The 13,051-nt window shown below is 68.3% G+C and carries 14 protein-coding genes; 7 read left to right on the forward strand and 7 right to left on the reverse strand.

The features are described from left to right. Positions 1–17: 17 nt before the first annotated feature. The gene (locus tag APZ15_RS27840; RefSeq protein WP_027789667.1) at positions 18–617 is read left to right on the forward strand and encodes a nucleotidyltransferase domain-containing protein; all 600 of its coding nucleotides are present in this window, start codon (positions 18–20) and stop codon (positions 615–617) included. After that, positions 589–1,035: a hypothetical protein gene (locus APZ15_RS27845; protein WP_027789666.1), complete on the forward strand. Its 447-nt coding sequence runs from the start codon at positions 589–591 to the stop codon at positions 1,033–1,035. Before APZ15_RS27840 ends, APZ15_RS27845 begins: the two co-directional genes overlap by 29 nt. 40 nt (positions 1,036–1,075) lie before the next feature. On the opposite strand, the gene APZ15_RS27850 is transcribed toward APZ15_RS27845, so the two are convergent. After that, on the reverse strand, positions 1,076–1,483 hold the full coding sequence (locus APZ15_RS27850) for a DUF2000 domain-containing protein (protein ID WP_027789665.1): 408 nt from the start codon (positions 1,481–1,483) through the stop codon (positions 1,076–1,078). A gap of 44 nt (positions 1,484–1,527) precedes the next feature. Then, complete coding sequence (locus APZ15_RS27855; RefSeq protein WP_027789664.1) at positions 1,528–2,385, reverse strand: AraC family transcriptional regulator; 858 nt, start codon at positions 2,383–2,385, stop codon at positions 1,528–1,530. Positions 2,386–2,576: 191 nt separating this feature from the next. Between APZ15_RS27855 and APZ15_RS27860 the strand changes: the two genes are divergently transcribed. From APZ15_RS27860 to APZ15_RS27870, 3 genes are read left to right on the forward strand one after another with little or no spacing between them, the layout of a single operon-like run. Next, on the forward strand, positions 2,577–3,557 hold the full coding sequence (locus APZ15_RS27860; RefSeq protein ID WP_027789663.1) for an ABC transporter ATP-binding protein: 981 nt from the start codon (positions 2,577–2,579) through the stop codon (positions 3,555–3,557). 4 nt (positions 3,558–3,561) lie between these two features. Next, on the forward strand, positions 3,562–4,389 hold the full coding sequence (locus APZ15_RS27865; protein WP_034195972.1) for an ABC transporter permease: 828 nt from the start codon (positions 3,562–3,564) through the stop codon (positions 4,387–4,389). Positions 4,390–4,393: 4 nt separating this feature from the next. Further along, positions 4,394–5,197: an ABC transporter permease gene (locus APZ15_RS27870; RefSeq protein WP_027789661.1), complete on the forward strand. Its 804-nt coding sequence runs from the start codon at positions 4,394–4,396 to the stop codon at positions 5,195–5,197. 153 nt (positions 5,198–5,350) lie between these two features. On the opposite strand, the gene APZ15_RS27875 is transcribed toward APZ15_RS27870, so the two are convergent. Further along, the gene (locus tag APZ15_RS27875; protein WP_027789660.1) at positions 5,351–6,652 is read right to left on the reverse strand and encodes an aspartate aminotransferase family protein; all 1,302 of its coding nucleotides are present in this window, start codon (positions 6,650–6,652) and stop codon (positions 5,351–5,353) included. 78 nt (positions 6,653–6,730) lie between these two features. On the opposite strand from APZ15_RS27875, the gene APZ15_RS27880 reads away from it, so the two are divergent. After that, positions 6,731–7,615: a LysR family transcriptional regulator gene (locus APZ15_RS27880; protein WP_080981877.1), complete on the forward strand. Its 885-nt coding sequence runs from the start codon at positions 6,731–6,733 to the stop codon at positions 7,613–7,615. Positions 7,616–7,640: 25 nt separating this feature from the next. Here APZ15_RS27880 and APZ15_RS27885 read toward each other — a convergent pair whose 3' ends face one another. The 4 genes from APZ15_RS27885 to APZ15_RS27900 are packed head-to-tail and all read right to left on the reverse strand — an operon-like array spanning position 7,641 to position 11,813. Further along, positions 7,641–9,092 (reverse strand): isochorismate synthase, encoded by a 1,452-nt coding sequence (locus APZ15_RS27885; RefSeq protein WP_027789658.1) that lies wholly within the window; start codon positions 9,090–9,092, stop codon positions 7,641–7,643. After that, complete coding sequence (locus APZ15_RS27890) at positions 9,089–9,394, reverse strand: isochorismate lyase (RefSeq protein ID WP_021163799.1); 306 nt, start codon at positions 9,392–9,394, stop codon at positions 9,089–9,091. The genes APZ15_RS27885 and APZ15_RS27890 overlap by 4 nt, the downstream gene beginning before the upstream one ends. Further along, on the reverse strand, positions 9,391–10,164 hold the full coding sequence (locus APZ15_RS27895) for a thioesterase II family protein (protein WP_027789657.1): 774 nt from the start codon (positions 10,162–10,164) through the stop codon (positions 9,391–9,393). The genes APZ15_RS27890 and APZ15_RS27895 overlap by 4 nt, the downstream gene beginning before the upstream one ends. Continuing rightward, positions 10,161–11,813 (reverse strand): (2,3-dihydroxybenzoyl)adenylate synthase, encoded by a 1,653-nt coding sequence (locus APZ15_RS27900; RefSeq protein WP_027789656.1) that lies wholly within the window; start codon positions 11,811–11,813, stop codon positions 10,161–10,163. Before APZ15_RS27900 ends, APZ15_RS27895 begins: the two co-directional genes overlap by 4 nt. Before the next feature lie 217 nt (positions 11,814–12,030). Between APZ15_RS27900 and APZ15_RS27905 the strand changes: the two genes are divergently transcribed. Then, positions 12,031–12,972: a helix-turn-helix transcriptional regulator gene (locus tag APZ15_RS27905; protein ID WP_021163802.1), complete on the forward strand. Its 942-nt coding sequence runs from the start codon at positions 12,031–12,033 to the stop codon at positions 12,970–12,972. Positions 12,973–13,051: the final 79 nt, after the last annotated feature.

Raw genomic sequence — 13,051 nt, forward strand, 5'->3', positions numbered from 1 at the left:
TACAATCGTAGTCAATCATGCTACGATCCATTGCCTCGACCCTGTTTGGTGACTATCGTCGCCGCGCGCTGGGCCTGCTCCTGTTGCGGCCCGATCAGGCGTTGCACGTCCGCGAAATCGCCCGTTTGACGGGCACGACGCCCGGTACGCTGCACAAGGAACTGAGCAAGCTGGCCGAAGCCGGCATCCTGAGCCGGGATCGGCAGGGCAATCAGGTGCTCTATCGTGCCAATCGAAGTTGTCCGATCTACGAGGAACTGGCTTCGATCATGCGAAAGACCTCGGGTATGGCTGATGTGCTATCCGAAGCGCTGTTGCCCTGCGCCGAGGAAATCCGTGTGGCGTTCGTGTTCGGTTCCGTCGCGCGCGGCCAGGAGACGGCGGACAGTGACGTCGATGTGATGGTGATCGGCTCGGTCGGCTTTGCAACGGTGGTCCGGCTGTTCTACGATGCGCAGGCTACGTTGGGGCGGGACATCAATCCCAAGGTGCTGTCGGCGGACGAGTTTCGTGAGGGCGTCGCCGGGCAGGACGCATTTTTACGGGACGTGCTTGGAAAACCCAAGATTTTCTTGATTGGTAGCGACCATGACCTTGCAGAACTTGCTCGGCGTTAGTCTTGATGCAATCCGGCCGGACCGGGAACAAGCGACGCGCCTGCTGGCTGCGGCGGAACGAAATCTGGCGGATGCGCAAATCGCGGCATTGAGTAACGAAAACCGCTTTGATGCGGCGTACAAGGCGATCATGCAACTCGCGATGCTGGCGTTGCACGCGAACGGTTTTCGTACGTTGACGAGCCGGCCGGGGCACCACCAGACGGCGATCCAGACGCTTCCACAGACAATCGGTTTGCCGGTCGAGCGCATGATCGTACTGGACGCGCTGCGCAAGCAGCGCAACCTGTCCGATTACTCCGGGGATGTGGTTCAGGCGTCAGCGGTTCGCGAGTGTTTCGATAGTGCGACGGCGCTCCTGATTGACGTAAAGGCGTGGATCGACGGGAACAAGCCGGAGTTGCTGGCCGCGCAGTAGCCGTTACCGTGTCGAATCGCCAACTCGAAACGCCGATGCATCACGTATGCAATGCCAGCCCCTTCACGGCCTTGTCGACCGCTTTCTTCGGCCCGCGCAACGCCAGCCCGACGAGGTCGGGATGCTCCGCATCGCCGGCACGAAAGACTTCGCGGTTGGCCGCGTCGTGTCCGGTCGAAAACATCGCGTGGACGTAGGGCACGATCGTGAGTTCGCGCGACAGCGCCTGCCGGTGCGCGGCCTGCAGGCCGTCCAAATCGGCCGCGAACACCAGCATCGGCTGGCCCAGCATGCGGCCGTAGCGGCGTCCCGCCGCATCCTCGTAAGGCTCGCCGAGCGCTTCGGGCGCTTCAGCCGCGACGCCCGTCGCGAGAAACGCGACGACATTGAGTTTCTGCCACGCCGCGAGATCGTCGCGCACGATCAGCGCCACCTTGGTATCGAACATGATTGCTCCTCGTTGAAGCGCACATGATCGGATGCCGCGTGGGATCAGTCTGGAACGTTTGTGCACATTTGCCGGTACGCAGCCGGCGTGATCCGGTATGCGCGGCGGAACCAGCGGCCGAGGTGGCTCTGGTCGGCGAAGCCGACGTCGGCCGCGACCTGTGCGGGCGTGCGGCCGACGGCCAGCAGGCGGCGCGCGGCGCGTAGCCGCAGGCGCACCAGGTACGCGTGCGGCGACGTGCCGTACGCGCGCTGGAACAGCCGCGTCAGCCGGAACCGGTCGATTCCGGTGAAATCGACGAGTGCGTCGAGGCCGATATCGTCGCTCATGCGCGCATGCAGCAGATCGCGCGCGCGGGCAATCGCGGGCGCGACGGCATTGCCGCCGCTCGCGAGCGGGGCGCGCAATTCGCCGCCCAGCCGCGTCAGCAGGCGGTCGAGCGCCTGATCGCGTGCGAGCTTGCCCTCGTTGCCGTGGAGCGCGACGAACGCCTGCCGGATCGTGTCGACGAGGCCGCGATCGTCGACCAGCGTGTGGCCGAACGCGGCTTCGACGCCGCCGAGGCCCGGCAGATCCAGCCGGCGTGCCGCTCGCTCGACCCATGCCTGCGGGAGGTACAGCATTCCATACGTGAAGCCGCCCGCTTCGGGCGCGTGGCCATCGTGCAGCGCGCCCGGCTCGATCAGGATCGCGCGGCCCGGCACGCTTGTATGCACCGACCGGTGGCACTGGAATTGCTGCACGCCCTGTTCGGTGAAGCCGACCAGCATGTCGTCGTGATCGTGCGCATCGTATGCATGGCCGCTGAAATGCGCATGCAGGCTTTCGATGCCGGTGTCTGCATCGCGCCGAGCGACGAGCCAGTGGTCGGGTGCGTCGGCAGGTTGCATCGCTGTCGTCATGGCTCGCCTCGCTGGTCATCGTTGCCCGCCCGCTAGTGTACGCATGTCGCGGGCTGCGAGCTGTCGGGCCGGTCGGCCACGCGGCTGTATGCTGTCGATCCCTCGGCCCGCCCCATGATAAGATCGCGCGCTTTCCGCGCCGGCGCCGTTTACTCCACGGCAGCGGGCGGCAACGAACCAGCGAGGATGGCATGTCCCAGATCGTCGTCGAAGGCCTGGCGAAGACCTACCGAATCGCGGAGCGGCAGCCCGGCATGCTCGGCCTTCTGCGCCGCCGCTGGCGCGAAGTCGAAGCGCTCAAGGACGTCAGCTTCAGCCTGCGGCGTGGTGAGCTGCTTGGTTTCATCGGACCCAACGGGGCCGGCAAGTCGACCACCATCAAGATCCTGTCCGGCATCCTGCGGCCGACTTCCGGCAAGGTGATCATCGACGGCCGTGTGCCGTTCGACGACCGCATCGCGCACGTTGCGCGCATCGGCGCGGTGTTCGGGCAACGCAGTCAGCTGTGGTGGGACCTGCCCGTCATCGACGGCTTCGACCTGCTGCGCGATATCTATCGCGTCGATCCCGGCGCATATCGCCGTACGCGCGACGCGCTCGTCGCGATGCTGCGCCTCGAAAGCCTGCTCCACCAGCCGGTGCGCCAGTTGTCGCTCGGGCAACGGATGCGCGCCGAAATTGCCGCGGCGCTGCTGCATGAACCGCCGATCCTGTTTCTCGACGAACCGACCATCGGCCTCGATGCACCGTCGAAGCTCGCGGTGCGCGAATTCGTCAAGACGCTGAACCGCGAGCGTGGCGTGACTGTGTTGCTGACGACACACGACATGCACGACATCGAGGCGCTCGCGGAGCGTGTGATCGTCATCGGGCATGGCCGCGTACTCGCTGACCAGCCGTTCGATGCACTGCGCGCCGGCGTGCTGTCCGACCGCCGCATCCTGGTCGATTTCGCGGAGGAGGCCCCAGAGCTCGACATCGCCGGTGCGCAGTTGCTGCGACGCGAGGGGCGCACGGTCGAGCTCGCGTTCGATCCTGGCGTCATCGGTGCGCCCGCGCTTGTCGCGCGCATCGCGGCCGAGCATGCGGTCGATGACATCCGCGTCGAGCAGCCGGCGATCGAGGAGGTCATCGCACGCTTCTATCGCCTGCATGGCGCGACGGAAGCGTAAGCCGATGGACGTCCTGCGCCCGTACGCCGCGGCCTTCTCGGCACGCTTCAAGACGCTGCTCCAGTATCGCGCGGCCGCCCTCGCGGGCTTCATGACGCAATGCTGGTGGGGCGCGCTCAAGGTGATGATCTACGCGGCGTTCTATCGTCACGCGACGCACGCGCAGGCGTCGATGACGCTCGAGCAGGTGATTACCTACACGTGGATCGCGCAGGCGCTGTTCGCGCTGCTGCCCTGGGCGGGCGACCCCGATGTCGCGGCGGCGGTGCGGACCGGCGCGGTCAGTTATGACCGGTTGCGCCCGGTCGATACGTATACGTGGTGGTACGTGCGGGCGATGGCGTGGATGAGCGCGCGGGCGCTGCCGCGCGTCGTGCTGATGTTCGTCGCGGCGGCGATCGCACTGCCGCTCGCCGGTTTCGGCGAATGGGCATGGCAGCCGCCGGCGGACGCCGCGCGGGCCGTGCTGTTCATCGTGTCCGTGCTGCTGATGATCGGGCTCGCCGCCGCCTTCGTGATGCTGCTCAACCTGTGTATCGCCGCGACACTGACCGATCGCGGGATCAACACGCTCGCGCCCGCGTTCGTGATCCTGTTCTCGGGCAACCTGATTCCGCTCGGCCTGTTTCCGGACTGGCTGCAACCGCTGATGATCGCCCAGCCGTTCGCCGGAATGCTCGACATCCCGTCGCGGATCTACGTCGGTACGCTGAGCGGGGACGCAGCCTGGGCCGGGCTCGCACTGCAGGCGTTCTGGATCGCCGCCTTCGTCGCGCTGGGGCGTATCGCGATGGGCCGCGTGATGGCGCGGCTTCACCTGCAGGGAGGCTGAGCCGATGAATACCGCTCGCCTGCTGTTCCGCTATTTCGTGACATCGATTCGTGCGCAACTTCAGTATCCGGCATCGAGCCTGATGCTCTGCGCGGGCACGTTCCTGACGACCATCATCGAACTGGCCGGCATCTGGGCGCTGTTCGACCGGTTCGGCGACGTGCAGGGCTGGCGCTTCGGCGACATCTGCATGTTCTTCGGGATGGTCAGCGTCAGCTTCGCGATTGCCGATTTCATCAGCCGCGGGTTCGATGTATTCGGCAGCGACTTCATCCGGACGGGCGACTTCGACCGCCTGCTGCTGCGCCCACGCACGGCCACGTTGCAACTGATCGGCCATGACTTCCGGTTGCGCGTGATCGGGAGGTTGCTGCAGGGCATCGTCGTGCTGGTCGTCGCGACGCGCGCGCTCGACTTCGACTGGAATGCCGTGGCGATCGCGTTGGCCGTGTGGACGATCGCCGGCGGCGTCGCGTTGTTCTTCGGGCTGATGGTGTTGCAGGCGACGCTCGCGTTCTGGACCGTCGAAAGCCTGGAAGTCGTCAATGTCGTCACGTACGGCGGCGTTCAGGCCGCGCAGTTTCCGATCAGCCTCTACGCGGGCTGGCTCCGCCATTTCCTGACCTTCGTCGTGCCGATCGCGTGCATCGCATATTTCCCGGTGCTGGCGATCCTCGGCAAGCCCGACCCGCTCGGCGCACCGCGCTGGTTCCTGCCGCTCGCGCCGGCTGTTGCGTTCGTATTCCTGGGCGCGTGCTTCGTCGCGTGGCGGTTCGGGGTGCGCAAGTACACGTCGACGGGTACCTGAGCGACGCGTCACGGCTTGTTCGTCACGCGTGACCGGCGTGGACGCCGCGGCGTGTTGATCGATCCGGAATCCGGATCATGTTTCCGTCGCGCCAGGCCGTCGAACCGGCGCGACGGAACGTGCATCAGCGAAGCAGGGCACCGTCCCCCACCGTCACAACGCCCGTTCGATCGCCTGCCCCAGCAGCGCCAGGCCGAGATCGATCTCTTCCTCGCTGACGGTCAGCGGCGGCGCGATCCGGAACACGCCGCCCATGCCTGGCAACTGCACGATGTTCATGCTGAGCCCGAGGTTCATGCATTCGCGCGTGATCTTCGCGCCGAGCCCGTCCGCCGGTTCCTTCGTCCGGCGATCCTTGACGATCTCGACACCGAGCAGCAGCCCGCGTCCGCGCACGTCGCCGATGCAGTCGAAACGCTCCATCAGGTCGAGCAGACCGCGCCTGAGCCGGTCGCCCATCACGTTCGCTCGAGCGACGAGCCCGTCGCGCTGCACCACGTCCAGCACGCGCAGGCCGACGGCCGCCGGCAGCGGGTCCGACACGTGCGTCGTGTAGAACAGGTAGCCGAGTTCGTGCGCGCGTTCCTCGATCGCCGCGGACGTCACGATCGCCGCGAGCGGCAGCCCCGCGCCGAGCGTCTTCGACAGCGTCAGGATGTCGGGCGTCACGCCGTCGCGCTGGCACGCGAACATCGTGCCGGTGCGCCCGACGCCCGTCTGCGCTTCGTCGAGGATCAGCAGCATCCCGCGTTCCTCGCACTTGCGCTGGAGCGCCGCCATATAGCCTTCCGGCAGCTCGATGATCCCGCCCGAACTGAGGATCGGCTCCGCGATGAACGCGGCGAGGTTGCCGCTCGACTGGCGGTCGATCAGGTCGAACGCGTAGTCGAGTTCGGCGAGATAGTCGTACGTGCCGTTGCGCTCGAAGCGCGGCCGGTAGGTGAACGGTGCGGGAATCGCGAACGAGCCGACGGCGGCCGGGCCGACGCCCTTGCGGCCGGCGCTGTACGTGGCCGATGCGGCGGCGCCCGTCATCCCGTGCCACGACTGCGCGAAGCCGACGATCTCGTACTTGCCGGTGACGAGCTTCGCCATCCGGATCGCCGCTTCGTTCGATTCCGCGCCGGTGCTGAGCAGCAGCGCGCGATCGAGCCCGTCGGGCGTGATGTCGGCGAGGCGCGTCGCGAGGTCGACGACCGGCCGCGACAGCATCCCGCTGAACAGATGGTCGAGCTTGCCCGCGTATTCGCCGATCACGGAGACGATCTCCGGATGGCTGTGGCCGAGCACCGCGCTCATCTGCCCCGACGTGAAATCGAGGATCGCGCGGCCGTCGGCGTCGTAGACGAAGCTGCCTTTCGCGCGCTCGATGATCATCGGCTCGAACGTGCCGCCGTAGCGGACCAGGTGCTGCCTGGCGTTGCGCCAGAAGGTCGGGTCGTCGTTCAGGGACATCGGGCATCTCCGGGCAAAAGGGCAGGGGGCGCTTGCAGTCTAGGCGTGCGTCTGGTTTGATGGAAACGAATAGTTCTTATGCAAGGTAGAAAAGGAGCTAATACCTTGGGGCTTTCGCTTGAAATCGACCTGCTGCGCTCGTTCGTCGTGATCGCGGAGGTGCGTGCGCTCAGCCGCGCGGCCGCGCGTGTCGGCCGCACCCAGTCCGCGCTCAGCCAGCAGATGAAGCGGCTCGAGGAGGCCGTCGACCAGCCGCTGTTCCAGCGCACCGGGCGCGGCGTGGTGCTGACCCATCCGGGTGAGCGGCTGCTCGTGCATGCGCAGCGCATCCTGAGGCTGCACGACGAGGCGATGGCCGACCTGTGCGGCACGGGGTTGTCGGGGACGATCCGCTTCGGGTGCCCGGACGATTACGCGGAGGTGTGGCTGCCGTCGCTGCTGCGGCAGTTTTCGAGCCAGCATCCGCAGGCGATCGTCGAGGTCGTGTGCGGGCCGACGCCGCGGCTCGTCGAACAGCTGGAGAAACGTGCGGTCGACCTGGCGATGATTTCATTGCCGGACGACGGCGCGAACGACGACATCATTCGCCGCGAGCAACTGGTCTGGATCGGCTATCCGGGGCTGGAACCCGGGCATTTCGATCCGCTGCCGCTTGCTTTGTCCGATCGCGACACGCTCGACCACATCGCGGCCTGCGAGGCGCTGGAGCGCGCCGGCCGTCACTACCGCGTCGCCTACGCGAGCAGCAGTCTCGCGGGGCTGATCGCGCTGGTGCGTTCGGGGCAGGCGTTCGCGGTGATGACGCAGACGGCGGTACCGGCCGACCTGGCGATCGTCACCGGCGATCCGCGCCTGCCGCCGTTGCCTGCCGTGGGCATTACGCTGAGGTTCGATCGCAAGCGGCCGTCGCATCTGACGGCGGCGTTCGCCGAACATATCCGGCTCACGCTGCCGCTGTTGTGATGCGCGCGGCCGCCGCGCCGCGGCGTCACTCGACCGTCGACGAAGCCGACACCCGTGCCGGGTCATGCGCATCCGGTGCCGCCTCCACCCCCGCCTCCACATCACGCACGCGGATCGCCGCCTGCATGCCCGACAGCTTGAGTTCGGTTTCCTGATATTCGTTGACCGGCTCGGAATCGGCGACGATGCCGCAGCCCGCGAACAGCCGGCAGGCCCCGCCGTCGACCAGCGCGGAGCGCAGCGCGACGATGAAGTCGCCGTTGCCGTGCGCGTCGATCCAGCCGACGGGCGCCGCATACCAGCCGCGATCGAATCCTTCATGCGCGCGGATGTGGTCGAGCGCCGCGTCGCGTGGATGGCCGGCCACCGCCGGCGTCGGGTGCAGCGCCGCGATGACCTGCAAGAGCGTCGCGTCCGCCTTCAGCGTCGCGCGGATCGGCGTGCTCAGGTGCTGCAGCCTCGGCAGCCGGTGCAGCGACGGTTCCCCGGGCACGTCGAGCGCGCGCGACAGCGGCGTGAGCGCGGCGCGGATCGCGTCGACGACGAGCGCGTGTTCGAGCCGCTCCTTGGCGGAAGCCATCAGGGCCGCGCCGAGTGCGCGATCGTCGTCGGGCGTGGTGCCGCGCCGGATCGTCCCGGCCAGCGCATGCGTGCGCACGTCGCCGGCCGCGACACGCGCGAGCCGTTCCGGCGTGGCGCCGACGAAGCAGGCGCCTTCACGGCGGACCGCGAACAGGTGCGCGTGCGCGTCGCGCGTGCGCAGCCGGCGCAGCAGCGGCGCGATGGCAATGGGCCGCGCGTATTGTTCGAGCACGTCGCGCGCGAGCACGACCTTGCCGAACGCGCCGCCGTGGATCGCGTCCACCGCGCGCCGGACTTCGTGCTGCCATTCGCTCGCCTGCAGCGCCTGCGTGTGCAGCAGATGCGGTGCAGCGTCGTCGCGGGCGGCCGCGAGCGTGCCGAGCGACTCGATGCGCGCGAGACACGCATGCGCGAGCGCGGCAGGATCGTCGTGCGCGGCGACGACGTGCTGGCAGACGGCCCAGTGCGCGTCGCCTTCGCGCACGATCAGCAGCGTCGCCACCGTCATGCTGGCGTCGGGAAACGGCGCCCAGTGCGCGCTGCGCGCGCCGCGCGGATCGAACCGGAAGCCGCCGACGGCGCGCGGCGGCTGCGGGCCGGCCGTCACGGCATCGCGAACGAGCGTGCGCCAGCGCGCATCGATCTGCGCGAAGCGCGTGTCGCCGGTGGCGGTCAGTTCGAGCGCGCTGTCCCAGCCGAACAGCGTGACGGATGCATCGCCGGCTTCGTGGAAGAACCACGGCGTGGCCCCGTCGTCCCACGCGGCGATCAGGTCGAAGAAGTCGAGCGGCCGCACCGGCACCGACACCGACGCGAGCGTCGGCGTGCCGGTGTCGGCGGCGCGGCGGGCCGCACGGGCGAACGTGTCGTGCAGCAGCGGGAGGCCGGCGTTCATGCGAGCCCCCGTTGCCGGCGCCAATGCTGCGTCTGCTGCGCGATGTACCACGCGATCAGGCCGGCGAACAGCGTCTCGACGTAGTCGCCGTCGAGGCCCGCCTGTTCGGCCCAGCGGCGCCGGTCGGGCAGCATCGCGGCCACGCGTTCCGGCGCGGCGATGCTCGCTTCGTCGGGCTTGAAGCGCGATGCGGCCTTCACGTATTGCATGCGCCGGCCGAGCGCGTCGATGATGTCGGCGTCCAGGCGATCGATGGCTTCGCGAATGTCGGGCAGCCCCGTGCAGGCGTCCGGTGTTTTCATGTGTACTCCTTTCCGTAACGAAGGGATTGGTCGATCCGTTCGACCAGATGCGCGATCAGCGCCGGGTACTGGTGCCGCAGGTAGAAGTGGTCGCCGCTGAACGTCTCGATGCGGATCGGGCGCGACGCGACGTCCTGCCACGCGCGCGCTTCGTCGTCGTCGAGCTCGGAATCGGCCAGCGGCAGCATCACGCCGAGCGGCGTGTCGAGCCGCGGCGGCCGGTCGCGGCGATACGTCTCGATCGCACGGTAGTCGTGGCGGATCATCGGCAGGTAGATCGCGCGCATCTCCGGATCGGCGAGCAGCGCGGCGTGCTCGCCGGACAGCCGCGCGACATCGGCCACGAGCGCGTCGTCGGATTGCAGGTGCAGATCGGACAGGCGCTGACGATGCGGCGGCGGCAACGCGGATACGGCCAGGTAAAGCGGGGCCGCGCCGCGTGCCTCGAGCCGCGCCGCCACCTCGTACGCGAGCGCCGCGCCGAGGCTGTGCCCGAACAGCACGAGCGGCGCGTGCGCATAGCGTTGCAGCGCGTCGGCGGCGGGGCCGGCGAGGGCGTCGATCGTCGTCAGGCACGGTTCGCCGAAGCGTTCCTCGCGGCCCGGATACTGCAGCGCGAGCAGGTCGACGTCCCATGGCAGCGCGCGGCTCCAGTTGCGAAAGAAATTCGCGGTGCCGCCTGCATGCGGGAAACACACGAGCTGCGCGCGCGGGCACGGCGACAGGCGCAGCTCGCGGATCCAGTTCGAACCGGTCGGTCGCGCGCTCATGCGGCCGCCGCCTGCAACTGGCGGCGCAGCAGGTCGCGCAGCGATTTCTTGCTGGTCTTGCCGATGCCGGTTTCCGGGAAGCGCGGCATGAACTCGATGCGATCGGGAATCTTGAAGGCGGCGAGCCCGCAGTCGCGCAGGTAGCGTTTCAGCACCAGCCTGGACGGCGCGGGTGCGCGTGCGACGACGAATGCGCACGTGCGCTCGCCGAGCAGCGGGTCGGGCATCGCGACCACCGCCGCGTCATGCACCTGTGGGTGCGCGAGCAGCAGGTTCTCCACTTCCTCGGCGGAGACCTTCTCGCCGCCGCGATTGATCTGGTCCTTGTCGCGGCCTTCGACGACGAGGTCGCCGTCGGCGGTGCGCCGCACGCGGTCGCCGCTGCGATAGAAGCCGTCGGCCGTGAACGCGGCTGCATTGTGCTCGGCGAGCCGGTAGTAGCCGCGTATCGTGTACGGGCCGCGCACCTGCAACTCGCCGATCTCGCCGGGTGCGACCGGTTCTCCGGCGTCGTCGACGATGCGCACTTCGTCGCCGTCCGACACGGGTCGGCCCTGCGTATGCGCGATCCGTTCGGGCGAATCGTCGAGCCGCGTGCAGCAGATGAGCCCTTCGGCCATCCCGAACACCTGTTGCAGCCGGCAGCCGAGCACGGGCGTCACGCGCGCGGCCGCGTGGTCCATCAACCGCGCGCCGCCGACCTGCAGCACGCGCAGGCTCGACAGGTCGGCCCGGCGTTGCGGCTGTTCGTCGAGCCACAGCAGCGCGAGCGGCGGCACGAGCGCGGTATGCGTGACGCGTTCCTGCGCGATCAGCGCGAAGCTCTGTTCGGGCTCGGGCCGCCCGGTCGCGACCACGCGGCCGCCCGCGAGCAGCGCACCGATTGTGCCGGGGCAGCACAGCGTGAAGTTGTGCGCCATCGGCAGCGCGGCGAGATAGACGGTGCCGGCGTCGAATCCGCTCGCGACGCTGCACGCACGCACGTTGTACAGGTATTCGCGATGGCGGCGCGGGATCAGCTTCGGCGTGCCGGTCGTGCCGCCCGACAGCTGGAAGCATGCGATGTCGTCGGCGCGTGCCGCGCATTCGCGCAGCGGCGGCGCGTCGTACAGCGCGTCGAATGGTGTGAACGCGTGATCGTCGCCGTCCATCACGACGTGCTCGAGCGTCGGGCAGTCGGCCTGCAACGCGGCCGCGAGCGGCCGGCAGTCGAACTCGCCGAGGTGTGCCGCGCACAGATACGCGCGCGCGCCGGCGAAGCGGCAGAACGCGCCGATCTCGTAGTGCCGTTGGGCAGGCAGCGCGAGCACCGGCCGCACCCCGAGCTGGAACAGCGCGAAGCAGGTTTCGATGAAGCGTGCGCCGTTCGGCAGATGGACGACGACCGCGTCGCCGCGCGCCAGGCCCAGGCGCGCGAGGCCGCCCGCAAGCTGGCGGATGCGTGCCAGCAGGTCGCGATAGCCGAGCCGGCAGGTGCCGTCAACGACCGCGAGCGCGTCGGGCGCGCGCTGCGCTTGCGCGTCGAGCGCCTCGAAGAACGTCGTGTCCTGCCAGTAGCCGGCGTCGCGATAGCGGTGCGCGAAGTCGTCGGGCCAGTCGGGCGCGTCGGCCGGGATGGCCGGCGCCACGGAGGGAAGGGAAGAGTGCATGCGCTGACCTTGGGTTCCGGCAAGTTGTCAAAAAATGTAAATGAGAGGTATTATCATTTGTAACAAGTGCCGCGATAACGTCGTTTCTTTCGATATCGCGGCAATTTCATTCGATCGGGCGCCTGTCGCGCGGCGCCCGCCCGGCCCGGCCGGAGAATCGGCCGGTTGCCGCCGGCGCGTGCCGGGCCGCGCGTGCCGCCTAACCAACGGACCTCCGATGAGCTCGACCTCCTTCGCTTCGTCACGACGTCACCCGCCGGTGCTCGTGCCCGGCAATCATCCGGGCGTGGTGCACATCGACGCGGGCATGAAACTCATGAGCGGCACGCTGTGCTCGGACAGCCGCGACTGGTACGAGGAGCCGCTCGAAAAAGGGCTGAAGCTCGTCCTCGTGCAGAGCGGGCAGTTGCGCTGCCGCGTGCCGGGCCAGCCCGAGCAGTGCATCAAGGGGCCGGGCCTGTGCGTGATCGCCAACGACGGCGAATTCACGACGCACCAGATCTACGACCGCGACGTGCCGCTGCGCTACACGATCGTGCAGCTCGGCCTCGATGCGCTCGACCGCAACCTGAGCCTGTTGCCGGAGAAGATGCTCGCGCCGACGGGCGGCGATCCGCGCATCGTCAGTTGCCCGGCATCGAAGGCGCTGCAGGCGCTCGCGGTACAGATCGCGACGTGCCCGTTCGAGGGCGCGGTGCGCGAGTACTACCTGAAGGCCAAGGCGTTCGAGCTGACCGCGCTGAGCGCGCAGCTGCTGGCGACGCAGCGGCAGTTCGCGCCGGCCGACGTGCGCGTCACGTCGTCGGACGTCGAGCGCGTGTACGCGGCGAGCGACATCCTCACGCGCGAGCTCCAGCAGCCGCCGACGCTCGATGCGCTCGCGGGCCGGGTGGGGATGAATTCGCGCAAGCTGACGGCCGGCTTCCGCAAGGTGTTCGGCACGAGCGTGTATGCGTACCTGCAGGAATACCGGCTGCGGACCGCGCACGCGATGCTGTGCGCGGAGGACGCGAACGTGTCGACCGTGGCGTACCGCGTCGGCTACAGCCCCGCGCATTTCTCGATCGCGTTCCGCAAGCGCTACGGCATTTCGCCGAGCGACATTCGCGCATCGTCGAACGCGATCGACGATGCCGAACTGGAGAGCGCGGCAATCTAAAACAACTGACCGGCCGCCTAAAGCAATCGACCGGGCTCATGGGCGTGAATGAGATAGATTCTCATTCACGGGTGGCCGC

This window comes from Burkholderia cepacia ATCC 25416 (genome assembly GCF_001411495.1).
Classification (GTDB): Bacteria; Pseudomonadota; Gammaproteobacteria; order Burkholderiales; family Burkholderiaceae; genus Burkholderia; species Burkholderia cepacia.

What these genes read in the sequence shown, in the direction of transcription:
- APZ15_RS27870 (WP_027789661.1), top strand. Translation starts at nt 4,394, where the DNA reads ATGAATACCGCTCGCCTGCTGTTCCGCTATTTCGTGACATCGATTCGT.
- APZ15_RS27865 (WP_034195972.1), top strand. Translation starts at nt 3,562, where the DNA reads ATGGACGTCCTGCGCCCGTACGCCGCGGCCTTCTCGGCACGCTTCAAG.
- APZ15_RS27840 (WP_027789667.1), top strand. Translation starts at nt 18, where the DNA reads ATGCTACGATCCATTGCCTCGACCCTGTTTGGTGACTATCGTCGCCGC.
- APZ15_RS27890 (WP_021163799.1), bottom strand. Translation starts at nt 9,394, where the DNA reads ATGAAAACACCGGACGCCTGCACGGGGCTGCCCGACATTCGCGAAGCC.
- APZ15_RS27885 (WP_027789658.1), bottom strand. Translation starts at nt 9,092, where the DNA reads ATGAACGCCGGCCTCCCGCTGCTGCACGACACGTTCGCCCGTGCGGCC.
- APZ15_RS27860 (WP_027789663.1), top strand. Translation starts at nt 2,577, where the DNA reads ATGTCCCAGATCGTCGTCGAAGGCCTGGCGAAGACCTACCGAATCGCG.
- APZ15_RS27905 (WP_021163802.1), top strand. Translation starts at nt 12,031, where the DNA reads ATGAGCTCGACCTCCTTCGCTTCGTCACGACGTCACCCGCCGGTGCTC.
- APZ15_RS27875 (WP_027789660.1), bottom strand. Translation starts at nt 6,652, where the DNA reads ATGTCCCTGAACGACGACCCGACCTTCTGGCGCAACGCCAGGCAGCAC.
- APZ15_RS27855 (WP_027789664.1), bottom strand. Translation starts at nt 2,385, where the DNA reads ATGACGACAGCGATGCAACCTGCCGACGCACCCGACCACTGGCTCGTC.
- APZ15_RS27845 (WP_027789666.1), top strand. Translation starts at nt 589, where the DNA reads ATGACCTTGCAGAACTTGCTCGGCGTTAGTCTTGATGCAATCCGGCCG.
- APZ15_RS27895 (WP_027789657.1), bottom strand. Translation starts at nt 10,164, where the DNA reads ATGAGCGCGCGACCGACCGGTTCGAACTGGATCCGCGAGCTGCGCCTG.
- APZ15_RS27850 (WP_027789665.1), bottom strand. Translation starts at nt 1,483, where the DNA reads ATGTTCGATACCAAGGTGGCGCTGATCGTGCGCGACGATCTCGCGGCG.
- APZ15_RS27880 (WP_080981877.1), top strand. Translation starts at nt 6,731, where the DNA reads ATGCAAGGTAGAAAAGGAGCTAATACCTTGGGGCTTTCGCTTGAAATC.
- APZ15_RS27900 (WP_027789656.1), bottom strand. Translation starts at nt 11,813, where the DNA reads ATGCACTCTTCCCTTCCCTCCGTGGCGCCGGCCATCCCGGCCGACGCG.